This is a genomic window from Neisseria sp. RH3002v2f, assembly GCF_014596375.1.
GTDB lineage: Bacteria > Pseudomonadota > Gammaproteobacteria > Burkholderiales > Neisseriaceae > Neisseria > Neisseria cinerea.
The window spans coordinates 340229-362503 of the sequence record NZ_MAYZ01000012.1; the positions used below are offsets into that span (position 1 = coordinate 340229).

The 22275-nt window shown below is 49.9% G+C and carries 15 protein-coding genes; 7 read left to right on the top strand and 8 right to left on the bottom strand.

Annotated elements, in window-relative coordinates:
* Positions 1 to 32: 32 nt before the first annotated feature.
* On the bottom strand, positions 33 to 902 hold the full coding sequence (locus BBW69_RS02445; protein ID WP_188210282.1) for a DUF1853 family protein: 870 nt from the start codon (positions 900 to 902) through the stop codon (positions 33 to 35).
* Between the two features lie 39 nt (positions 903 to 941).
* A complete protein-coding gene (locus BBW69_RS02450; RefSeq protein ID WP_188210283.1) occupies positions 942 to 1757 on the bottom strand; it encodes an RNA methyltransferase in 816 nt (271 codons plus the stop codon).
* A 175-nt stretch (positions 1758 to 1932) separates the two neighbouring features.
* On the opposite strand from BBW69_RS02450, the gene BBW69_RS02455 reads away from it, so the two are divergent.
* The 3 genes from BBW69_RS02455 to BBW69_RS02465 all read left to right on the top strand — a co-directional run bounded on the left by BBW69_RS02455 (position 1933) and on the right by BBW69_RS02465 (position 7016).
* Positions 1933 to 2718, top strand: a complete 786-nt coding sequence (locus BBW69_RS02455; RefSeq protein WP_108043902.1) for an inositol monophosphatase family protein — start codon at positions 1933 to 1935, stop codon at positions 2716 to 2718.
* 413 nt (positions 2719 to 3131) lie between these two features.
* Positions 3132 to 5342: a TonB-dependent siderophore receptor gene (locus tag BBW69_RS02460; protein ID WP_188210284.1), complete on the top strand. Its 2211-nt coding sequence runs from the start codon at positions 3132 to 3134 to the stop codon at positions 5340 to 5342.
* Positions 5343 to 5465: 123 nt separating this feature from the next.
* Positions 5466 to 7016 carry a YdgA family protein gene (locus BBW69_RS02465; RefSeq protein ID WP_188210285.1) on the top strand — a complete coding sequence of 517 codons (1551 nt, stop codon included), beginning with the start codon at positions 5466 to 5468 and terminating at the stop codon, positions 7014 to 7016.
* Between the two features lie 423 nt (positions 7017 to 7439).
* On the opposite strand, the gene lpdA is transcribed toward BBW69_RS02465, so the two are convergent.
* The 3 genes from lpdA to aceE form a co-directional block, all read right to left on the bottom strand.
* Positions 7440 to 9224, bottom strand: coding sequence for a dihydrolipoyl dehydrogenase (gene lpdA, locus BBW69_RS02470; RefSeq protein ID WP_188210286.1), 1785 nt, complete (start codon positions 9222 to 9224; stop codon positions 7440 to 7442).
* A gap of 77 nt (positions 9225 to 9301) precedes the next feature.
* Positions 9302 to 10915, bottom strand: coding sequence for a dihydrolipoyllysine-residue acetyltransferase (gene aceF, locus BBW69_RS02475; protein ID WP_188210287.1), 1614 nt, complete (start codon positions 10913 to 10915; stop codon positions 9302 to 9304).
* Positions 10916 to 11063: 148 nt separating this feature from the next.
* Positions 11064 to 13727, bottom strand: a complete 2664-nt coding sequence (gene aceE, locus BBW69_RS02480) for a pyruvate dehydrogenase (acetyl-transferring), homodimeric type (RefSeq protein ID WP_107997022.1) — start codon at positions 13725 to 13727, stop codon at positions 11064 to 11066.
* Between the two features lie 693 nt (positions 13728 to 14420).
* Between aceE and BBW69_RS02485 the strand changes: the two genes are divergently transcribed.
* Both BBW69_RS02485 and BBW69_RS02490 read left to right on the top strand, forming a co-directional pair.
* Positions 14421 to 16133: a proline--tRNA ligase gene (locus BBW69_RS02485; RefSeq protein WP_188210288.1), complete on the top strand. Its 1713-nt coding sequence runs from the start codon at positions 14421 to 14423 to the stop codon at positions 16131 to 16133.
* 62 nt (positions 16134 to 16195) lie between these two features.
* Positions 16196 to 16852, top strand: a complete 657-nt coding sequence (locus BBW69_RS02490) for a fumarylacetoacetate hydrolase family protein (RefSeq protein ID WP_188210289.1) — start codon at positions 16196 to 16198, stop codon at positions 16850 to 16852.
* Between the two features lie 7 nt (positions 16853 to 16859).
* On the opposite strand, the gene ruvX is transcribed toward BBW69_RS02490, so the two are convergent.
* From ruvX to BBW69_RS02505, 3 genes are read right to left on the bottom strand one after another with little or no spacing between them, the layout of a single operon-like run.
* Positions 16860 to 17315 (bottom strand): Holliday junction resolvase RuvX, encoded by a 456-nt coding sequence (gene ruvX / locus BBW69_RS02495; protein WP_188210290.1) that lies wholly within the window; start codon positions 17313 to 17315, stop codon positions 16860 to 16862.
* Positions 17308 to 17856 (bottom strand): YqgE/AlgH family protein, encoded by a 549-nt coding sequence (locus BBW69_RS02500; protein WP_188210291.1) that lies wholly within the window; start codon positions 17854 to 17856, stop codon positions 17308 to 17310. The genes ruvX and BBW69_RS02500 overlap by 8 nt, the downstream gene beginning before the upstream one ends.
* Position 17857: 1 nt before the next feature.
* Positions 17858 to 18415, bottom strand: coding sequence for a CreA family protein (locus BBW69_RS02505; RefSeq protein WP_107960304.1), 558 nt, complete (start codon positions 18413 to 18415; stop codon positions 17858 to 17860).
* A 193-nt stretch (positions 18416 to 18608) separates the two neighbouring features.
* On the opposite strand from BBW69_RS02505, the gene BBW69_RS02510 reads away from it, so the two are divergent.
* Positions 18609 to 20465, top strand: coding sequence for a murein hydrolase activator EnvC (locus BBW69_RS02510; protein WP_188210292.1), 1857 nt, complete (start codon positions 18609 to 18611; stop codon positions 20463 to 20465).
* A gap of 128 nt (positions 20466 to 20593) precedes the next feature.
* Entirely contained in the window at positions 20594 to 22069 is a 1476-nt protein-coding gene (locus BBW69_RS02515) for a S41 family peptidase (RefSeq protein WP_188210293.1), read from the top strand.
* Positions 22070 to 22275 lie beyond the last annotated feature (206 nt).

Sequence of the window (22275 nt, forward strand, 5' to 3'; positions counted from 1 at the left end):
GTAATGGGTTCTCTTAAAGTTGGTAAATAGTTTCAGACGGCCTTCATGATGCGTTCGATTTCGTGCCAAAAGCCGTCCGGCCGTAATTCCAAAACGGCAATCAAGCCTTGGTCGATACGGCGGATTTCGGTTTCGTTCAATGTTTCGGTTTCGGCGACACGAGCAGGCGCGAGGTAGGCCATACGGTCGAGCAAATGGTAGCGTGCTTCTTGGCGTTCAAACCCGTATTTCGACCAATCTTGAATATAGATGCCGCGCCAACCGTATGGATTAAGCGGCGGCTCAAAAGCATGGAAACCTTGTGGGAAAAATCCGATGCCGCGCACGATGGATGCAGGAAGCGGATTTTCAGGCAGACCTTGTGCGGCTAAGGTTGTTTTGCCTTGCGGCGTATGCAGCAGCTGGGATTGCTGCACCAATTTGGCGGCTTTGTCCGTCAGCGTATCTTTAGGATTGAGGCCGCGCAGGTTCTGCACTTGGTCTCCGCCGTAGTATTTACACGCCAGCTCGATATGGTAGGGCTGTTGGTTGAGGGAAGCGACAAAATCCGCAGCCCCCAAAGTTTGGCCGTCTGAAAAAACGGGCAGATTGTATGCGTGCAGTTTGGCGTGCGGCGCGTTGGTAAACCAAAAAGCCAGCAGCTCTTCGGCATAAATGCCGAGACGGTGGCCGAACGGGGCGCGTTGGGCGAGGTAATCCATCAGCGGCGCGGGAACGGCGTCCAATGCCAAAAGGTAGCGGAAACCGTGTTCTCCCAACAATTCGCGCACGCTTAGTTCACAGCCGCTTTGCCACAAAGGCGGCGCAGTCAGCAGCGAGGCAAGGTCGCGGACGGGTTGGCTGGTGAGTTTCCACCATAATGCGTCTAGGGCGTAATTCATGCTTATCCGAATATCAGTCATGCCGTCTGAAAAGCTGGAAATGTTTTCAGACGGCCTTAATCAGTCTTTTTTATGGATACGGTGGCTGATGGTATTGAAAAAACCGCGCAGGATGTCGATGTCTTCGGTTTGCGTGTTGGCGCGTCCGAACAGGCTCTGCATACGGCGCATTAGGCGCTCGCCGTTGCGGCGGTTGAAAAAGCCGATGTCGTTCATCACGCTTTCCATGTGGGCGACCATGCCTTTGATTTGCTCGTGGGTCGCGGCGTGGTCTTCCTGTTGAAGATGGGTCATGGGCGAATCGGTTTGGCTGAAGATTTCGTAGCACACGACCTGCACGGCTTGGGCGAGGTTGAGCGAGAAATAGTCGGGATTGCCGTTGATGGTCATCAGTCGGTTGCAGGATTGGACTTCTTCGATGCTCAAACCGAAAGTTTCGTTACCGAAGACCAGCGCCACTTTCTCGCCGCGTTTGGCGGCCTGTAGTAATTCGGGCACCAAATCGCGCGGGGTTTGCAGCGGCGCGGTGATTTCTCGGCGGCGGCTGGTCAGTGCGCAGGCGATGGTGGTGTCGGCAAGGGCTTCGTCCAAAGAAGCGGCAATGGTGGCATTTTCTAAAACGTCTGCCGCGCCGGAAGCAAGGATGAAACTTTCTTCCGGTAATTTAAACGATTGCAGATGCTCCGGATCGAACACGGGCGGATTCTCCGTCATCGGCGTTGCCATCAGGTTAGGGGCGACGATGGTCAGTTTGTGCAGGCCCATCGTTTTCATGGCGCGCGCGGCGGAACCGATATTGGCGGGATGGCTGGTGCGCGTGAGGATGATGCGGATGTTGTCCAGATAAGCGGGCAGGGCGGGTTTTTCAGAAGTCATGTTTTGTTTTCTGTTTGTACGGGAATCAGGTATAATGCACCATCTTTTTGTATTCAGACGGCCTTTTTCCATGCCGTCTGAAATGTTCTTTAACAGCATCGGAAACGATTAACAGCCTCTTGTGTGCCTTGTTCGGCGCATTAGGGCGTATTTTACCTGAATTAGAAAGAAAACCATGAATCCGTTTTTAAATACCGCTTTCAAAGCCGCCCGTAAAGCAGGGCAAATGATGATTCGCGCCGCCGGCAATCTGGATGCCGTCAAAGTAGACAGTAAAGCATTCAACGACTTCGTTTCCGATGTTGACCGCAGCTCCGAAATGATTTTGGTGGAAGCGCTCAAAGAAGCATATCCGCATCACAAAATCACTTGCGAAGAAGGCGGCTCCCACGGTAAAGCCACCGCCGAGTACGAATGGATTATCGACCCGCTCGACGGCACAACCAACTTCCTCCACGGCCATCCTCAATACGCCATCTCTATGGCACTCCTGCACAAAGGCGTGTTGCAAGAAGCTTTGGTGTACGCACCTGAGCGCAACGACGTATATATGGCTTCCCGCGGCAAAGGCGCGTTGCTCAACGACCGCCGCATCCGCGTTTCCAACCGCATCGAATTGAACCGCTGCCTGATCGGTACCGGCTTTCCTGTTGTCGATCAAAGCATGATGGACAAGTATCTGGCGATTTTGAAAGATTTCTTGGCAAAAACCGCCGGCGGCCGTCGTGAAGGCGCGGCTTCTTTGGATTTGTGTGCCGTTGCGGCCGGCCGTTTGGACGGCTTTTTCGAGTTTAACCTCAAACCTTGGGATATTGCCGCCGGTGCATTGATTGTCCAAGAAGCAGGCGGTATCGTTACCGATATGTCCGGTGAGGAAGCTTGGTTGGAAAGCGGCGATATTGTGGCTGCCAATCCTAAAGTATTGGCGCAGATGCTGAAAATCATTTCCGCGCATGTTTAAATTTCAGCCCTTTCCCGGAAATACGGGAAAACGGGCGGGTATGCCGTCTGAAGTATCGAGCCGATATTTCAGACGGCATTTTTATTGGTAATAGGAGCAGGAAGGTGGAAACGGCTAAATGCCCAAAACTGCCGAGGATGGAAACCCATATCTAATTAAACGGAGAACCCTGTGCAATTTGTCCATTTCCCGCTCAGTCGTTTAAATGCAGTTTGATGGAAGCTAAATCGACTGTGGCAGAAAACAGACAACGGGGTATAAAAAATAAACCAAGTTTTAACAGTCAGATAACTTTGACCCATAAAATTTTTCAGGAATAGTTTTGATTATCAAATATAATTTCTGAACCAAATATCTGACAAGTTTGTTTATTTTTATATTTATTCCTTAATACTGAAAAAGAGAGCGTTTTCATGAACAAAAAACTTGCCTTAATGCCGCTGTTGATTTTGAGCGCGTTTTCATCTGCCGCCGACAATGTTCCGCAGCAGGGCGAACTCGGACAGGTTCATGTCCGTGCCGATGCCAAGCGCGTTAAAGCCGCCCGTTCTTACTCCATTGCCAGCGATGGCGACTTACGCGACCGCGTGAACTTGGGCGTATTGGGTAAAGCCAACGCCTTTACCGCACCGATTACCGTCGTCAACTACGACGAACAAGCCCTCAACAACACCGAAGCGCGTACTTTGGTGGATGCCGTAGCGAAAAAAGACGCTTCCGTTTGGCAGTTCGGCGGCGAAAGCAACACGCTGACCGGTCTGTATTTCCGCGGTTATCAGCTTGATGCGCGCCAATTCAGCGTCAACGGTTTGGCAGGTATGTACGGCACGCAAGGCACGGCCAGCGTGCAAGTCGGTTCTGCGCAACTGATTAAAGGCGCCTCCACCGCCGTAAACGGCATGGATCCTGAAGGCGCGGTATCCGGTTCCGTTAATATCGAAACCAAAAAAGCCTCCGATGAAGGCAACCGCAAAATCGGTTTGGGCTGGTTCAGCAACAACCGCGCCCAAGGTACGTTCGACTTGGGCCAACGCTTCGGCGAAAACAAAGAATTCGGCGTGCGCGCCAATGGCAAACTGCGCCACGGTGATACCCCGCGCCACGGTTACAGCGAGGACAACAAAGAATTTGCCTTGAATGCCGACTATCGCGGCGAAAAATTGCGCGTGGCGTTTGATTCCATCTATACGAAACGCAAAACCAACGGTGGCCGCGCGCGTATGCAGGACATCCAAAACGCCAACGGCCGCTTGTTTGACGCACCTGAAGGCAAAGTGAATTTGGCGCCGAGCTGGCAGGCTCAAAACACGCGCGGTCAAACGAATATGCTGACCTTCGAATGGGATGCATTTGAAAATGCCCAAATTACAGGCGGTATTGGTTATAACAATGCGCGCTATTACGGCAATTTCGCCTCTCCTACCGTTACAAGCAGCGGTTTGACCTACAATTCCGGTCGCGCGCGCCTGACTGATCAGCGTTTCAAAACGCTCAGTATGAATCTGACTGCACGCGGTGAATTTGAAACCGGTCCGGTAAGCCACAACTGGAGTACCGCATTTGACCGTATCGACCGCAAACGCACCACTCATCAAGGTGTACGTCAAACGAAAAGCGAAGAAATCAATCCACGTCTTGATATTGCAGGCAAATTGGCAAAATTGGATTCCAACTTAGGAAGCGCTTGGAATCCGACACCTTCATTGGATACTGTGATCAAAGTAAACAGTTTGGCGGTATCTGACACGCTTGGTTTTGCCGACAATAAATACCGACTCACTTTGGGCGGGCGTTTACAAGCCGTCGAGCAGAAAAACAAATTAAACGGCCGCAAAGCAGATGCGAGTCGTTTCAGTCCGATGTTAATGGCGGCATGGGTTCCGCAGCCTGATTTGGTGGTTTACGGAAACTATATGGAAGATTTGGAGCCGTCGGACATCCGTACCGATGACGACGGTCATGTAACGATGGCAGATCCGCGTGTCAGCCGCCAATTTGAAGTCGGCGTACGCAAAAACTGGGGCGACTTTGTCACCACTTTAAACGCGTTCCAAATCAAACGCCCGGGCTACTGGCGCGGCAATACGACTTCAGGTACTGATTTCGCAGCGCGCAAAAATTCAGGCTTGGCTTATAGCGGCTCCGAGCAAGGTACAGAACGCAGCCGCGGTATCGAGTTCAATACCTATGCCAACTTGTTAAACAAAACCCTGCGTCCGACTTTCGGTCTGATGTATCTGCAATCAACCGTAAAAGATTATCCGAATTTCGCCGACAATTTGGTTAACGGCGTACAAGTCGCCAACCCGCGCGTGATCGCCAAAGCGGGTGTGGAATGGGATGCTCCGTTTGCCAAAGGTTTGACCTTGAACGGCAACGTTTCGTACTTCGGCAAATCTTACCAAAATACGCAAAAACAATACGCCCTCCCGTCCTACACTTTGATTGACGTAGGTGCGCGCCACAAAACCAAGCTGGGCAAAAATACTTTGACCGTCAGCAGCTCGGTGGAAAACCTGTTTAACAAAAACCATTGGCAGGTACAGCGCGGCCAATACGACCGCAGCTTCGCCGTCGTCGGTATGCCGCGTACTTACTGGTTGAAAGCGGAATTGGATTTTTGATTTCCCCTCATCCGGAAAATGCCGTCCGAACAGGTTTCAGACGGCATTTCTTTTAAAGAAATATGGCGGGATATGCTTAAATAATGCTATTCTAGTACCTTTGAAACCTGCTTGTTTGAAGTGATGAAAAAACCTTTAATTTCAGTTGCGGCAGCATTGCTCGGCGTTGCTTTGGGTACACCTTATTATTTGGGTGTCAAAGCCGAAGAAAGCCTGACGCAGCAGCAAAAAATATTGCAGGAAACGGGCTTCTTGACCGTCGAATCGCACCAATATGACCGCGGCTGGTTTACCTCCACGGAAACGACGGTCATCCGTCTGAAACCCGAGTTGCTGCATAATGCGCAGAAATACCTGCCGGATAACCTGAGAACAGTGTTGGAACAGCCGGTTACGCTGGTAAACCATATCACGCACGGTCCTTTTGCCGGTGGATTCGGCACGCAGGCGCACATTGAAACCGAGTTCAAATACGCGCCTGAAACAGAAAAAGTTCTGGAACGCTTTTTTGGAAAACAAGCTCCGGTTTCCCTTGCCAATACCGTTTATTTTAACGGCAGCGGTAAAATGGAAGTCAGTGTTCCCGCCTTCGATTATGAAGAACTGTCGGGCATCAGGCTGCACTGGGAAGGCCTGACGGGGGAAACGGTTTATCAAAAAGGTTTCAAAAGCTACCGGAACGGCTATGATGCCCCCTTGTTTAAAATCAAGCTGGCAGATAAAGGCGATGCCGCGTTTGAAAAAGTGCATTTCGATTCGGAAACTTCAGACGGCATCAATCCGCTTGCTTTGGGCAGCAGCAATCTGACTTTGGAAAAATTCTCCCTAGAATGGAAAGAGGGTGTCGATTACAACGTCAAGTTAAACGAACTGGTCAATCTTGTTACCGATTTGCAGATTGGCGCGTTTATCAATCCCAACGGCAGCATCGCACCTTCCAAAATCGAAGTCGGCAAACTGGCTTTTTCAACTAAGACCGGGGAATCAGGCTCATTTATCAACAGTGAAGGGCAGTTCCGTTTTGACACGCTGGTTTACGGCGATGAAAAATATGGCCCGCTGGATATCCATATCGCCGCCGAACATCTCGATGCTTCTGCCTTAACCGTATTGAAACGCAAGTTTGCACAAATTTCTGCCAAAAAAATGACCGAGGAGCAAATCCGCAATGATTTGATTACTGCAGTCAAAGGCGAGGCTTCCGGATTATTTACCCATAACCCGGTACTCGACATCAAAACGTTCCGTTTCACGCTGCCGTCGGGAAAAATCGATGTGGGCGGAAAAATCATGTTTAAAGACATGAAGAAGGAAGATTTGAACCAATTGGGACTGATGTTGAAGAAAACCGAGGCAGACATCAGAATGAGTATTCCTCAAAAAATGTTGGAAGATTTGGCGGTAAGTCAGGCCAGAAATATTTTCAGTGTAAATGCCGAAGATGAGGCGGAAGCCAGAGCAAGCATTGCCGATATTAATGAAACATTGCGCCTGATGGTGGACAGTACGGTTCAAAGTATGGCAAGGGAAAAATATCTTACTTTAGACGGTAATCAGATTGATACGGTCATTTCCCTTAAAAACAACGCCCTGAAGTTAAACGGGAAAACGCTGCAAAATGAACCCGATCCTGATTTTGACGAGGGAGATATGGTTTCCGGCCAGCCGCATTAATGCCGTTTATGCCAAATGCCGTCTGAAATGTTCAGACGGCATTTTTGTCAGTCTTAAAATAGGATGGATTTTCATGTTTCAAAGACAATTTATTGTCTCTAATCCGATATCAGGATACGCTTCCAGTGTTTAGATATGGAACTCAGACGGGGTAAGGGAACTATTGAAATCCGGTTGAAATCTGTGCTTGGAAAGCATGGAGGAAAAATAAAAGGCTGTATTTTAATATGGTGTCGATAGGCATGCTTAGCTTCAAGGTATTCAATAGGATAGGTTTTTGCCTAACCGGAAAATAATCGTCTTTTCCCTTGCAACCAGTTGAAATCAAATGATTATTAAAATGCAGCCAAATAAAAATGCCGTCTGAGGGGTTCAGACGGCATTTGTTCGGATAAACCTTATCGGCTGCTTAGAGCATCAGGTTTATTTTTTCTTTTGAGGAGGTAGGTCGGTACATACACCCAAGGATACTTCCGCAGCCATACCGATGGATTCGCCCAGGGTTGGGTGCGGATGGATGGTTTTGCCGATATCGGCCGCATCACAGCCCATTTCGATGGCCAGGCAGACTTCGCCAATCATATCGCCGCCATTGGGGCCGACGATACCGCCGCCGACAACACGGCCTGTTTCGGCATCAAAAATCAGTTTGGTAAAGCCATTATCGCAGCCGTTAGCAATCGCACGTCCGGAAGCAGCCCATGGGAAGGTGGCTTTGGTGATTTTGCGGCCTGATGCTTTGGCAGACAATTCGGTTTCACCAACCCATGCCACTTCAGGAGAAGTGTAGGCAACACCCGGAATGACGCGCGCGTCGAAGTAGGCTTTGTGGCCGGCACAGTTTTCAGCGGCAACGTGGCCTTCGTGAACGGCTTTGTGTGCCAACATCGGTTGACCGACGATATCGCCGATAGCGTAGATGTGCGGCACGTTGGTGCGCATTTGTTTGTCAACTTCGATGAAGCCATGATCGGTAACGGCAACACCGGCTTTTTCTGCGCTGATGAGTTTGCCGTTAGGCGCACGACCGGCGGCAACCAGTACGGCATCGTAACGTTGTGGTTCTTTAGGCGCATTTGCACCTTCAAAGGTAACGTAAACGCCGTCTTCTTTAGGCTCGACAGCAACAGTTTTGGTGTTGATCATGATGTTGTCAAAACGGTATTCGTTTTGTTTTTGCCATACTTTAACCAAGTCGCGGTCTGCGCCTTGCATCAGGCCGTCCATCATTTCAACCACATCTAAGCGAGAACCCAGAGTGCTGTAAACCGTACCCATTTCAAGACCGATAATACCGCCGCCGATGATCAGCAGTTTGCCCGGTACTTCTTTCAGAGCCAAAGCGCCGCTGGAGTCGAAAATTCGAGGATCTTCAGGGATGAAAGGCAATTTGGTTACGCGGCTGCCTGCTGCAATGATACAGTTTTTAAAGGCAACGATTTTTTTCTCACCGGTAGGAGTCGCTTGTTCGTACACTTCGCTGGTCGTCAGAGAAACTTCCAAGTGGTGCGGATCTAAGAATTGGCCGTCACCTTGGATAATATCTACTTTGCGGCCTTTAGCCATGCCTGCCAAACCGCCGGTCAGACGGGAAACCACGCCGTCTTTGTAGGCGCGCAGCATGTCAATATCGAGTTCAGGCTCAGGGTATTTGATACCGTTGGCAGCCAAGTGGCGTACTTCATCGATAACGGCAGCATTGTGCAACAGGGCTTTGGAAGGGATACAGCCGACGTTCAAGCAAACGCCGCCCAAAGTTTTGTAACGTTCAACGATGGCAACTTTCAAGCCTTCGTCAGCAGCGGCAAATGCAGCAGAATAACCGCCAGGGCCGCCACCCAATACGACTACGTCGTATTCGGCATCGGCAGAACCGCCGAATTGAGCAGCTTGAGGAGCAGGAGCGGCTGCTTTAGGTGCTTCTTGTGCAGGGGCAGCAGGTGCTTCGGCTTTAGGAGCAGCAGCTGCACCTTCGGCCTCAACGACAACAATCAAGCCACCTTCAGAGATTTTGTCGCCTACTTTAACTTTAACTTCTTTGACTACGCCTGCAACTTCGGCAGGTACGTCCATAGTCGCTTTATCGGTTTCCAAAGTAATCAGGGTATCGTCCACAGCAATGGTATCGCCCACATTTACTTCAACCGCAATAATATCTACATTTTCGTGACCGCCAATGTCGGGCACTTTCAATTCAACTAAGCTCATGTCTAATCTTTCTGAATGATGTTCGGACTTCTTTTTTCAGACGGCCTTTCTATACAGGCCGTCTGAAAATGCTCGGATTACAGGGTAATGCGGCGGAAGTCTTTCAACAGGTTAGCCAGGAATACGGTGAAGCGCATACCGGCGGCACCGTCGATAACACGGTGGTCGAAGGACAGGCTCAACGGGCACATCAGGCGAGGAGCGAATTCTTTGCCGTTCCAAACCGGTTTGATTTGGGATTTGCACACGCCCAAGATAGCAACTTCAGGAGCATTCACGATTGGTGTGAAGCCTGTACCGCCGATACCGCCCAAGCTGGAAATGGTAAAGCATGCGCCTTGCATTTCTTGTGGTTTGAGCTTGCCTTCGCGGGCTTTTTTAGACAATTCGGTCAGCTCTTGGCTGATTTGTTTCAAGCCTTTTTGATCCACGTCTTTAATTACTGGAACAACCAAGCCGTTTGGCGTGTCTGCTGCGAAACCGATGTTAAAGTAGTTTTTCAGCACCAAGTTGTCACCATCCAGAGAAGCGTTGAATTCAGGGAAGGCTTTCAGAGCAGCAACAGAGGCTTTGATAATGAACGCTAATGGGGACAGTTTCACGCCTTCGCGTTCCCATTCTTTGTTCAGTTGTTTGCGGAATTCTTCCAATTCGGTCATGTCCGCTTCTTCGTGTACGGTAACGTGAGGGATAACTACCCAGTTGCGGGACAGGTTTTGACCGGAAATTTTCTTAATGCGAGACAGTTCTTTAACTTCGACGCTGCCGAATTTAGAGAAGTCAACTTTAGGCCATGGCAATAAGTCCAGACCACCGCCCAAAGAGGCAGCAGCAGGTTTGCCTGCACCGCTTTGCATAACGGATTTAACGAAGGCTTTAACGTCTTCGCCCATGATACGGCCTTTCAGACCGGTACCTTTGACTTGACCCAAATCTACGCCCAATTCACGAGCCAGTTTGCGCGCGGAAGGACCGGCGTGTGCTTTGGCAAATGCAACTTCGTCAATTTTGGCAGCTGCAGGTGCAGCCGGAGCAGGCGCAGCGGCTGGTGCGGGAGCAGCAGGAGCCGGAGCGGCGGCTGGTGCAGGTGCGGCAGCTTGAGCGGCAGGAGCCGGAGCAGCTGCGGCGGAACCGGCGGTTTCTACTTCGATAATGGCGGAGCCTTCGGATACTTTGTCGCCAACTTTCAGGAATACGGCTTTAACCACACCGGCTTCGGTACATGGTACGTCCATGGTGGCTTTGTCGGTTTCCAAAGTAATCAGGGTGTCGTCAACGGCAACAGTGTCGCCAACTTTGATTTCAACGGCAATAACATCTACGTCAGAGTGGCCGCCGATATCAGGTACAACAACTTGTACAGTAGCACCACCGGCAGGAGCGGCTGCAGGCGCCGCAACTGGAGCAGCAGGAGCTTCTGCTGCAGGGGCCGGAGCAGCATCAGCAGCGGTAGCACCGGTTTCAACGGTCAGAATAACGCCGCCTTCAGAGATTTTATCGCCAACTTTAACTTTAACTTCTTTCACGACGCCGGCTGCATCGGCAGGTACGTCCATAGTGGCTTTGTCGGTTTCCAATGTAATCAGGGTGTCGTCAACGGCAATAGTGTCGCCTACTTTGACTTCTACAGCGATGATGTCGACGTTTTCATGACCGCCGATATCAGGGACTTTGATTTCTACGATACTCATTTGAGTTCCTTTAATATTTTCAGTTTGATGCCGTCTGAAAACTGTTTCACACGGCATCGGTACAGTTTGTCTGTTCAAACCATTTAAGTATTTGGTTTTCAGACGGCCTAATGTTGGCATGAAGCAAACAGGCCGTCTGAAACATCAATTAGCGTTTCCAGCTAGGAGCTGAATCGGCTTTGATACCATATTTTTCAATGGCTTGTTGAACAGTTTCTTTGCTGACTTTGCCTTGCTCGGCCAATGCGCTCAATGCGGCAACGGCAACGTTGTAGCGGTCCACTTCGAAGAAGCGGCGCAGGTTGGCACGGCTGTCGGAGCGACCAAAGCCGTCAGTACCCAAGACGTGGTAATCGTTAGGGATATAGGCACGGATACGGTCAGCATAGCTGCGGATATAGTCGGTAGCGGCAATAACCGGACCGTCATGACCTTGCAGCTGAGAAGTAACAAACGGTACTTTTGCAGTTTCCAAAGGATTCAGGCGGTTGAAGCGTTCCACTTCGATAGCGTCGCGATGCAACAGGTTGAAAGATGGGCAAGACCAGATGTCTGCTTCTACGCCGAAGTCGGCTTTCAGCAATTCGGCACCGGCAATGACTTCTTGCAGGATGGTACCGGAGCCCATCAACTGTACTTTCTTATCGCCTTTGCCGCCGGCTTTCAGCAGGTACATACCTTTCAGGATGTTTTCTTCTGCGCCTTCAGGCATATCCGGGTGAGCGTAGTTCTCGTTCATCAGGGTGATGTAGTAGAACACGTCTTCGTTATTGGCATACATACGGCGCAGACCGTCTTGAACGATAACGGCTACTTCGTATTGGAAGGTTGGATCGTAAGTTACACAGTTTGGAATCAAATCTGCTTGAATATGGCTGTGGCCGTCTTCGTGTTGCAGACCTTCACCGTTCAGCGTTGTACGGCCGGCAGTACCACCCAACAGGAAGCCGCGTGCGTGCATATCGCCGGCAGCCCATGCCAAGTCGCCGATACGTTGGAAACCGAACATAGAGTAGTAGATGTAGAACGGAATCATCGCAAAGTTGCTGTTGGCGTAGCTGGTTGCAGCTGCGATCCAGTCAGCCATTGCGCCCGGCTCGTTAATACCTTCTTGCAAGATTTGACCGTCGACGGATTCTTTATAGAACATCAGTTGGTCTTTATCTTGAGGAGTATATTGTTGGCCTTTAGGGTTCCAAATACCGTATTGGCGGAACATGCCTTCCATACCGAAAGTACGGCTTTCGTCAGGAACGATAGGTACAACGCGTTTGCCGATTTTTTTGTCTTTCAGCAAAGTGGACAGGATGCGTACGAAAGCCATGGTGGTGGAGAATTCACGGTCACCGCTGGATTTCAGTTGGGCATCAAATGCTGACAGTTCAGGTACTTCCAGAACTTCTTGGGTTGGGTTGCGTTGAGGCAGGTAGCCACCCAAAGATTCGCGACGTGCGTGCAGGTATTTGTATTCTTCGCTGTCGGGAGTAAAAGTCAGGTAAGGCAGGTCGCCGCTGTCGATTTGCTCGTCAGTTACAGGAATGTCAAAGCGGTCACGGAATTGTTTAAGAGATGCTTTGTCCATTTTTTTGGCTTGGTGGGCAACGTTTTGACCTTCGCCGGATGCGCCCATACCGTAACCTTTAATAGTTTTTGCCAAGATTACAGTAGGTTTTCCGTCGGCGTGGTTCGCAGCGCGGTCGTAAGCGTTGTACACTTTTTGAGGGTCATGACCGCCGCGGTTCAATGCCCAAATTTCGTCATCGGTCATATCTGCGACCAATGCTTTCAGTTCAGGGGTATTGAAGAAGTGTTCGCGAACGTATGCGCCGTCTTTGGATTTATAAGTTTGGTAGTCACCGTCCAGGCATTCTTCCATACGTTTGCGCAGGATGCCGTCTTTATCTTTTGCCAAGAGGCGGTCCCAACGGCGACCCCAGATGACTTTCACAACATTCCAACCGGCGCCGGCAAAGTTGCCTTCCAGTTCTTGAATAATTTTGCCGTTACCGCGTACTGGGCCGTCCAAACGTTGCAGGTTACAGTTGATGACGAATACCAGGTTGTCCAAACCTTCGCGTGCTGCCAGGGCAATAGCACCTTGGCTTTCAGGTTCGTCCATTTCGCCGTCGCCACAGAATACCCATACTTTGCGGCCTTTGGTTTTTGCGAGACCACGGGATTCCAGGTATTTCAGGAAACGTGCTTGGTAAATCGCCATAATCGGACCCAGACCCATGGACACGGTCGGGAACTGCCAGAAGTCGGGCAGGAGGTGCGGGTGAGGGTAAGAAGGGAGGCCGTGACCATCGACTTCCTGACGGAAATTATTCAGTTGGTCTTCGGTCAGGCGACCTTCGACGAATGCACGTGCGTAGATACCCGGCGCAACGTGGCCTTGGAAGAATACCAAATCGCCTTCTTCACCTTCGCCTTTGGCTTTCCAGAAATGGTTGAAACCCACTTCGTACATAGTTGCTGCGGATTGGAAAGATGCGATGTGCCCACCCAGTTCCAAATCTTTTTTACCGGCGCGCAATACGATGGCGGCAGCGTTCCAGCGCACGAATGCACGGATGCGGTGTTCGATGTTTTGATCGCCCGGAATACCTTTTTCGTTTTCAACAGAAATAGTATTCAAATACGGCGTGGTTGTGCCGTGAGGCATACGAACGCCTTTGTCGCGGCTGTATTTAACCAGATGCTCCAACAGGTATTGTGCGCGTTCGCCTCCTTCATATTCGAGAACGGAGCTTAACGCATCCAACCATTCTTGGGTTTCGATAGGGTCAACATCATGTAATTGGGTGGACATAGTATCTATCCTTTGTGTTGAGTGTTTAATCGGTAGGGCGGGTGTAGTTTGCCCCTTTATTTTCGTTTGTGAAAGAAAATAAGCAAAAACGAAAATTTTCAAACTAAACCGAAACGCGATAATTTAAGTTTAATGTTTTCAAAAAATTAAAAAAATCTTGGAAACAAGGGAAAACTTGAAAAAACGTTTGGTCTGTTCCACATGAAATCCTATCAGCAATCGGGTCTGCTGGCAAATAACCGTGCTTCCTCGGACGGGTTTTCCCCTATAAAACAGGGGTACTAAATAAGTTTGTTTGATTTCGTAAATATTTTATCTGTTTTTGATTTAAATTTTTCGAGAATTGAGTGAAATCGAATCATATCTGCCTAAGGGTAATTTATTTGGGATGGAAATCTATACACAAGCTTTGTGGATAACCGTGTTGATAAGCCAAGGGTAGTGTTAAAAAAGTCTTACACAACAAATGTACGGTTATTGTGATTAAAAATTAGGCATAATTTAATATATTAAAATCAATAAGTTATCATAATTTGATGTTTATTGGCGTATTTTTTGCAAGTTGGGAGTCCGGTTTGGTATTTATCATTGCGAATAGTAAAACCAAAATTTTGGCAGTTGATGCAAAATTTACTTTTTTCGCGTTACAATCCTGCTTTATTTTTTGAATTGCCTGTTTGGAAAAATACTTTTATGAAAGCCAGCCAATTTTTCATTTCCACCCTGAAAGAAGCCCCTGCCGAAGCCGCGCTTGCCAGCCACAAGCTCATGATTCGCGCCGGTCTGATTAAGGCCAACGCGTCCGGCCTTTATACTTGGATGCCGATGGGGCTGCGCGTGTTGCGCAAAGTCGAAAACGTCGTGCGCGAAGAAATGGCGCGCGCGGGCAGCGTGGAGTTGCTGATGCCGGTGGTGCAGCCTGCCGAGCTGTGGCAGGAATCCGGCCGCTGGGAATTTTACGGTAAAGAGTTGCTGCGCCTGAAAGACCGCCATGACCGCGATTTCTGCATGGGCCCGACCTGCGAGGAAGTCATCGCCGACATCGTGCGCAAAGAGATCAACAGCTACAAACAGCTGCCGAAAAACTTTTACCACATCCAAATCAAATTCCGCGATGAGGTGCGCCCGCGCTTCGGCGTGATGCGTGCACGCGAGTTCGTCATGAAAGACGCTTATTCCTTCCATGCCGACTACGCCTCGCTTCAGACGACCTATGATGCCATGTACGACGCTTACTGCCGCATCTTCACCCGTCTGGGCTTGGAATTCCGCCCCGTCGCCGCAGACACTGGCAGCATCGGCGGTACTGGTTCGCACGAGTTTCAAGTGTTGGCGGAAAGCGGCGAAGATGTTATTGCGTACAGCGACACTTCCGATTACGCCGCCAATATCGAGCTGGCACCGACCTTGCCGCTCAAAGGCGAACGCGCAACCGCTCAGGCAGAGCTGACCAAAGTACACACACCGAACGTCAAAACCATTGGTTCATTGGTTGATTTCCTCGGAATTTCAATTGAAAAGACACTCAAATCCATCGTGGTCGAAGGTGAAAACGAAGGCGAAATCGTTTTATTGCTATTGCGCGGCGACCATGAGTTCAACGGCATCAAAGCCGAAAAACTTGCAGGCGTAAAATCTCCGCTGACCATGGCAGACCCTGCCGCCATCCGTGCGCAGTTCGGCGCAAACGGCGGTTCGCTCGGCCCCGTCGGCTTCACAGGCAAAGTCTATGCCGATTTTGCTACCGAAAAAGGCGCAGACTGGGTTATCGGCGCGAACGAGGACGACTACCACTATACCGGCTTCAACTTCGGCCGCGACACCGCCGAGCCCGAGTTTGTCGATTTGCGCAACGTCGTCGAAGGCGACGAAAGCCCCGACGGACAAGGTCGTCTGAAACTGGCGCGCGGCATCGAAGTCGGCCACGTTTTCCAATTGCGCGACAAATATACCCAAGCCATGAACGTCAGCTTCTTGGACAATAACGGCAAATCCCAAATCATGGAAATGGGCTGCTACGGCATCGGTATTACCCGCGTCGTTGCCGCCGCCATCGAGCAGAACAACGACGAAAAAGGCATCATCTGGACCAAAGCAATGGCGCCGTTTGAAGTCGTTATCGTGCCGATGAACTACAAAAAATCAGACGCCGTACGCGAAGCCGCCGACAAAATCTACGCCGAACTGCTGGCGGCAGGTGCAGACGTCCTCCTCGACGACCGCGACGAACGCGCAGGCGTGCTGCTGAACGACTCAGAGCTTCTCGGCATTCCACACCGCATCGTCATCGGCGACCGCGCCTTGAAGGAAGGTAATGTCGAATACGCCGAACGCCGCGATAACGAAGCGCAATCGGTTCCGATCGGGGAAATTGTTGCGCGTGTAACAGCTTCATTAAATGCGTAAGCTTGGTCAAATGCCGTCTGAAAATAATTTCAGACGGCATTTTTATTTGGGGAGAAAGTGAAGTGGCTTCAGTATTTTTAGAAGGAGAAGCAGTCGAGGTCGGCAATATTTTCTGTATCGGCAGGAACTATGCCGCACATATCGAAGAGTTAAAAAACGAAATACCTTCTGAACCTGTGGTGTTTATGAAGCCGTCAGGCAGCATTTTGAACAGTGGCGGTACAATCTTGCTGCCCGAGTTCAGTAGGGATGTACATTTTGAGTGCGAGCTTGTGTTGCTGGTCGGTAAGGATTCAGACGGCATGGGCGAGGGTGAAGATATTTTGGGATGTGTCGCAGGATATGGTGTAGGGTTGGATCTTACGGCAAGGGATATCCAATGCCGTCTGAAGGAAAAAGGGCTGCCTTGGTTGAAGGCAAAGGGATTCAGGCATTCTGCATGTGTTTCGGATTTCGTGGCGGCGAGCAAGGTTTCTAGCCAATCCTTCCTTTTTTCATTGAGGCAGAACGGTATATTGAGGCAGCGGGGCAACACGGAAATGATGATTTACCCACTCAGGATGGTTTTATGCGAGCTGGTTCTGTCCTATGGCTTGAAAAAAGGTGATCTGGTATTTACCGGAACACCTTCGGGCGTGGGGAAAATCAGCGAGGGGGACAGATTGGAACTGGAATTGGACGGGTTTACAGAAGCTTTTTTTACGGTAGCCCGAAAATAAGGCAGACTTATTCGTCCCGTCCGTTGAAAAATTCTTCCGAACCACCTTCAAAGAAACTTTGCAGGATTGCCTGTGCGGCTACTTGGTCGAGAACGGATTTCCTTTTTTTGCCAAAAACTTGCGCTTCTGAAAGCAGGCCTTCCGCATAGACGGACGAGAGGCGTTCGTCCACCCAATAGACAGGAAGCCCGAATCTGCCGTGAAGCCTGCGTCCAAACTTGCGGGACAGATGCGTCATTTCGTGTTCCGTGCCGTTGGTATGGACAGGCAGACCGACGACAAAATAACGCGGCTGCCATTCTTGAACCAGTTTGGCGATTGCCGCGAACTTTTCATCGTTGCTGCTGCCGGTAACGGTGCTCAAAGGATGGGATAGCCCTACTTCCGAGTCTCCTTGTGCCACGCCGATACGCGCTTCCCCAAAGTCGAATGCCAATGCTGTACCTTGGGGTGCTTTATGCATGGCCGACTCCGGAAATCAAGGCGATCGGATCGATACCGAGTTTGGCAAATGCGGCAGCATAGCGTTGTTCGTATGGGATATCGAACAGGATATGTTCGTCGGCAGGAACGGTAAGCCATGCATTGTCGGCAAGCTCGCGTTCGAGCTGGCCTTTTCCCCAGCTTGAATAGCCGATACTGACTAATATTTTGTCAACCGCGCCTTCGCTTGAAATATTTTCAATCACGTCTCGGGAAGAAGTCAGCGCGATATTGTCCGAAACGCCGATACTGCTTTGCCAGCTGCCGATAGGGGTATGCACGACATAACCTCGCTCGACTTGCACCGGGCCGCCCATCATAACGCTGTCGTGCTGCATTCGGAAAGGGATGTTTTTGCCGGTGGCAGAGAAAATCAGATCCATGGTAATCGGGGAAGGTTTGTTGATGGCGATGCCGATGGCGCCGTCGTTATCATGTTTGCAGATATAGACGACCGATTGCGCAAAAAAAGCATCTTCCATATCGGGCATGGCAACAAGAAAGTGGTTGGACAGATTCATATCAGCGTTTGTCGGGATTTTCTATCGGGTTGGAAATCATGCAGGCCCCGGCAATCATTTTGCCGGAAGTGTCCGCTTGAGGCATATCGGTTTGCAGGTTACTGCCGAAACAGGAAACCACACTTAAGGAATTTTTCGGAGAACCTTGGACGATTTTATCGCTGTAAACCAAATAAGCGAAAGTTTTACGTTTCGGATCGTAATAACGGATAATCTGCTGGCTTTTAAAAGCAAAGCTGGCGCTGCGTTTGAACACCTCTTTCGGTTTGCGTACGGCGGTTTCGTCAAAAGAAACCGAAGGCGCAGTCTGGGTACATGAAACAGAAGCATCGGATGCGTCTTCTTCCAAATTGACCGTTTCCTTCAAGCCGCCTTTTTTTGCATATGAAATATAACAGGTAATGCCCTGGACGTCGGGATCGTCAAATCCTTCCACCTCGATACGGTCGTTTTTTCCCAGCATATTGAAAACGGTACTTGCCCGTCCGATTTTATCGGTTTCATTACCGCCGCAGGCTGCCAATAAAAAAACGGCCGGCAAAAGGAGGAGTTTGTTCATGATGTTTGCAGAATGATTAAAATTACACTTAGGCAATATAAGGCTGTTCGTGCCGATTGCAAGTATCCTTGCAAAGAAGGTGCAATATTGGGAAAACAGCATTTTCAGACGGCATAACTGACAGTATAATCCGAGCGTCCGGCTGCTTTTGTGCAGCCTTCAGCGTTATCCAACTTTTCCTGAAAGTCGAACCATGCAATACAAACCTCTTCTGCTTGCCCTGATGCTTGTTTTTTCCGCCCCCGTCATTGCTGCCGGCAATACGGCGAATAGCCGTTCTGCCGAAGTAAAAAAACAGGAGAAAAATAAAAAGGAACACGCCAAGGCTGAGGAAGGCAAGAAAGAGAAAGGAAAAAACGCCGTAAAAGATAAAAAATTAGACGGCAAAGAAGCGGTAAGGGACGGAAGGGAATCCAAGAAACTGCTTAAAAACAGTAAAGGCGCAGAAAAAGAAGCGGATGCATCCAAGCATTCGCAACGCGAAGGTCGGAATCGGGTCAAAGAACCGGAGGCGGAAAGTAAAAAAACACATGTCAAACCGGTTGCCGAATCCAAAGAAAAAAGCATAAAAGTACAAACCGAAAGCAAACAGGTCAAGAAAGAGGGCAAGGACGAGGGTGGCCGTCTGCATAAAGGTGGCAAAAAACCGGTAAAAGACGATAAGGCGGCTGACAAGGATACTGATGATACGGTTCGGGCAAATAAAAAAAACCATACCGCTAAAGAAGGCAAGGCCGTACGGCAAGATAAAAAGCCCGTGCAAGAGAAAAACGGCAAATCCGATAAGCAAAAAGCGGAAAACACCGATTCGGACGAACTGAAGGCCGCCGTCGCAACCGCAACTAATGACGTTGAAAACAAAAAAGCTTTGCTTAAACAGAGCGAAGGGCTTCTGATTCATGTCAGCACCTCGCTCAAGCAGCTTCAGGAAGAGCGCATCCGCCAAGAACGCATCCGTCAGGCCCGGGGCAGCCTTGCTTCCGTCAACCGCAAGCAGCGTGAGGCATGGGACGATTTTCAAAAATTAAATGCCGACCTGAACCGTTTGAAAACGGAAGTTGCCGGCACGAAGGCGCAGATTTCCCGTTTCGTGTCGGGCAATTATAAGAACAGCCAACCCAATGCGGTCGCCCTGTTCCTGAAAAACGCCGAACCGGGTCAGAAAAACCGCTTTTTGCGTTATACGCGTTATGTAAACGCTTCCAATCAGGAAGTCGTCAAAGATTTGGAAAAACAGCAGAAGGCTTTGGCGGTACAAGAGCAGAAAATCAACAATGAGCTTGCCCGTTTGAAGAAAATTCAGGCAAACGTCCAATCACTCCTGAAAAAACAAGGTGTAACCGATGCTGCGGAACAGACTGAGAGCCGCAGGCAAAACGCCAAAATCGCCAAAGATGCTCAAAAAATGGTGGAGCAGAAAGAACACGAGCAGCAGCTGAATGATCTTTTGAGCAACTTGGAAAAGAAAAAAGCTGCTAACCGTATTCAAGACGCCGAAGCAAAAAGAAAATTGGCTGAAGCCAGGTTGGCGGCAGCCGAAAAGGCCAGAAAAGAAAAAGAAGCGGTACAGCAGAAGGCTGAAGCGCGGCGTGCGGCAATGTCTAACCTGACTGCCGAAGATAAGAACATCCAAGCACCTGCAGTCATGGGTATCGGCAGTGCCAACGGTTTCGGCCGTATGCAGGGGCGATTGAAAAAACCGGTTGCTGGTGTGCCGACGGGGCTGTTCGGGAAAAACCGCAACGGTGGCGATGTTTGGAAAGGCGTATTTTATTCTACTGCTCCGGCACCTGTTGAAAGTATCGCGGCCGGAACGGTGAGTTATGCGGATGAATTGGACGGCTACGGTAAAGTGGTTGTGGTCGACCACGGCGAGAACTATATCAGCATCTATTCCGGCTTAAGTGAAATTTCAGTCGGCAAAGGATATTCCGTTGCGTCCGGAAGCAAAATCGGGACGAGCGGATCGTTGCCGGACGGAGAAGAGGGGCTTTACCTGCAAATACGTTATGAAGGGCAGGTATTGAACCCTTCGAGCTGGATACGTTGATTGAGACAATATGAAACGGCGGGTTTTGTGCGAACTGTCCGGTGCAACGCATTACGTTCCGCAAATCCTGCCGTTTTTAATAGTTGCGTTTCCGTTTTTAGGAAATCAAGAGAGAAAGTTAAAGAAGAATGTCGAAACCTGTTTTTAAGAAAATCGCACTTTATACCCTGGGCGCAATCAGCGGCGTAGCCGCCAGTTTGGCCGTGCAGGGTTTTGCCGCCGAGAAGGACAAGCGGGATAACGAAGTCTTGCCGGTACAATCCATCCGCACAATGGCGGAGGTTTACGGTCAGATTAAGGCAAACTACTATCAGGATAAACCCGATGCCGATCTTTTCGAAGGTGCAATGAAGGGTATGGTTGCCGATTTGGATCCGCATTCCGAATATATGGATAAAAAAGGTTATGCGGAAATGAAGGAGTCTACCAGCGGGGAGTTTGGCGGCCTAGGCATGGAAATCGGTCAAGAAGACGGATTTGTCAAAGTTATCGCACCGATTGAGGATACGCCTGCGGAACGGGCAGGGGTGAAAAGCGGCGACTTCATTGTGAAAATCGATAATGTTTCGACGCGCGGGATGACAGTCAGCGAAGCGGTTAAAAAAATGAGGGGCAAGCCGGGTACGAAGATTACTTTGACACTGTCGCGTAAAAATGCCGACAAACCGGTCGTCGTCAACCTGACGCGTGCCATTATTAAAGTAAAAAGTGTCCGTCATCATTTGCTTGAACCGGATTACGGCTATATCCGCGTCTCCCAGTTCCAAGAGCGGACGGTTGAAGGCGTGAACTCGGCAGCCAAAGAGCTGGTCAAGGAAAATAAAGGAAAACCGCTCAAAGGGCTGGTGTTGGATTTGCGGGACGACCCGGGAGGTCTTTTGAACGGCGCGGTCGGTGTATCGGCGGCATTCCTGCCGTCCGAGGCGGTCGTCGTCAGTACGAAGGGGCGGGACGGTAAGGAAGGTATGGTGCTCAAGGCGGCACCGGAAGATTATATTTTAAGCATGGGTACCGACCCACTGGCGGGTATTCCTGCCGAGTTGAAAACGATTCCGATGACGGTATTGGTCAATTCCGGTTCGGCTTCCGCGTCGGAGATTGTCGCAGGTGCATTGCAGGATCATAAACGCGCGGTTATCGTCGGTACGCAGAGCTTCGGCAAAGGTTCGGTTCAGACTTTGATTCCCTTGTCCAACGGCAGCGCTGTCAAGCTGACAACGGCACTGTATTATACGCCGAACGACCGGTCTATTCAGGCGCAGGGGATTGTTCCCGATGTCGAAGTAAAAGATAAGGAACGTGCTTTTGAAAGCCGCGAGGCGGATTTGGTCGGACACATCGGCAATCCTCTGGGCGGCGAGGATGTCAATAGTGAAACCCTTGCCGTGCCGGTTGAAGAAAATGCGGATAAACCCGCTGCAAAAGAAAAAGGCAAAAAGAAAAAGGATGAGGATTTGTCTTCAAGGCGGATTCCCAACCCTGCCAAAGACGAGCAGTTGCGTAAGGCTTTGGATTTGGTCAAGTCGCCCGAACAGTGGCAGAAGTCTTTGGGGCTGGCGGCGAAAAAGCCGGTTTCAAATAAAGATAAGAAAGATAAGAAGTAGGTTTTGACGATGCCGTCTGAAAGGATTTCAGACGGCATATTATGTTGGAAAATACGGATTATGACCGGTTTTTTGCCGGAATATAAACCGCGCGGCATTTACTTGGGTAGCGATTGGGTTTCAGACGGTATACATTCAGGATTTCACCGCCTTATGCCGTCTGAAACGCCAGCGCATATCTTTTCACCTACTTCTCACGTCCTAGA

Excerpts from the sequence above, each read along its gene's own strand:
- BBW69_RS02445 (WP_188210282.1), bottom strand. The coding sequence starts at position 902 with ATGACTGATATTCGGATAAGCATGAATTACGCCCTAGACGCATTATGG.
- BBW69_RS02450 (WP_188210283.1), bottom strand. The coding sequence starts at position 1,757 with ATGACTTCTGAAAAACCCGCCCTGCCCGCTTATCTGGACAACATCCGC.
- BBW69_RS02455 (WP_108043902.1), top strand. The coding sequence starts at position 1,933 with ATGAATCCGTTTTTAAATACCGCTTTCAAAGCCGCCCGTAAAGCAGGG.
- BBW69_RS02460 (WP_188210284.1), top strand. The coding sequence starts at position 3,132 with ATGAACAAAAAACTTGCCTTAATGCCGCTGTTGATTTTGAGCGCGTTT.
- BBW69_RS02465 (WP_188210285.1), top strand. The coding sequence starts at position 5,466 with ATGAAAAAACCTTTAATTTCAGTTGCGGCAGCATTGCTCGGCGTTGCT.
- lpdA (WP_188210286.1), bottom strand. The coding sequence starts at position 9,224 with ATGAGCTTAGTTGAATTGAAAGTGCCCGACATTGGCGGTCACGAAAAT.
- aceF (WP_188210287.1), bottom strand. The coding sequence starts at position 10,915 with ATGAGTATCGTAGAAATCAAAGTCCCTGATATCGGCGGTCATGAAAAC.
- aceE (WP_107997022.1), bottom strand. The coding sequence starts at position 13,727 with ATGTCCACCCAATTACATGATGTTGACCCTATCGAAACCCAAGAATGG.
- BBW69_RS02485 (WP_188210288.1), top strand. The coding sequence starts at position 14,421 with ATGAAAGCCAGCCAATTTTTCATTTCCACCCTGAAAGAAGCCCCTGCC.
- ruvX (WP_188210290.1), bottom strand. The coding sequence starts at position 17,315 with ATGCATAAAGCACCCCAAGGTACAGCATTGGCATTCGACTTTGGGGAA.
- BBW69_RS02500 (WP_188210291.1), bottom strand. The coding sequence starts at position 17,856 with ATGAATCTGTCCAACCACTTTCTTGTTGCCATGCCCGATATGGAAGAT.
- BBW69_RS02505 (WP_107960304.1), bottom strand. The coding sequence starts at position 18,415 with ATGAACAAACTCCTCCTTTTGCCGGCCGTTTTTTTATTGGCAGCCTGC.
- BBW69_RS02510 (WP_188210292.1), top strand. The coding sequence starts at position 18,609 with ATGCAATACAAACCTCTTCTGCTTGCCCTGATGCTTGTTTTTTCCGCC.
- BBW69_RS02515 (WP_188210293.1), top strand. The coding sequence starts at position 20,594 with ATGTCGAAACCTGTTTTTAAGAAAATCGCACTTTATACCCTGGGCGCA.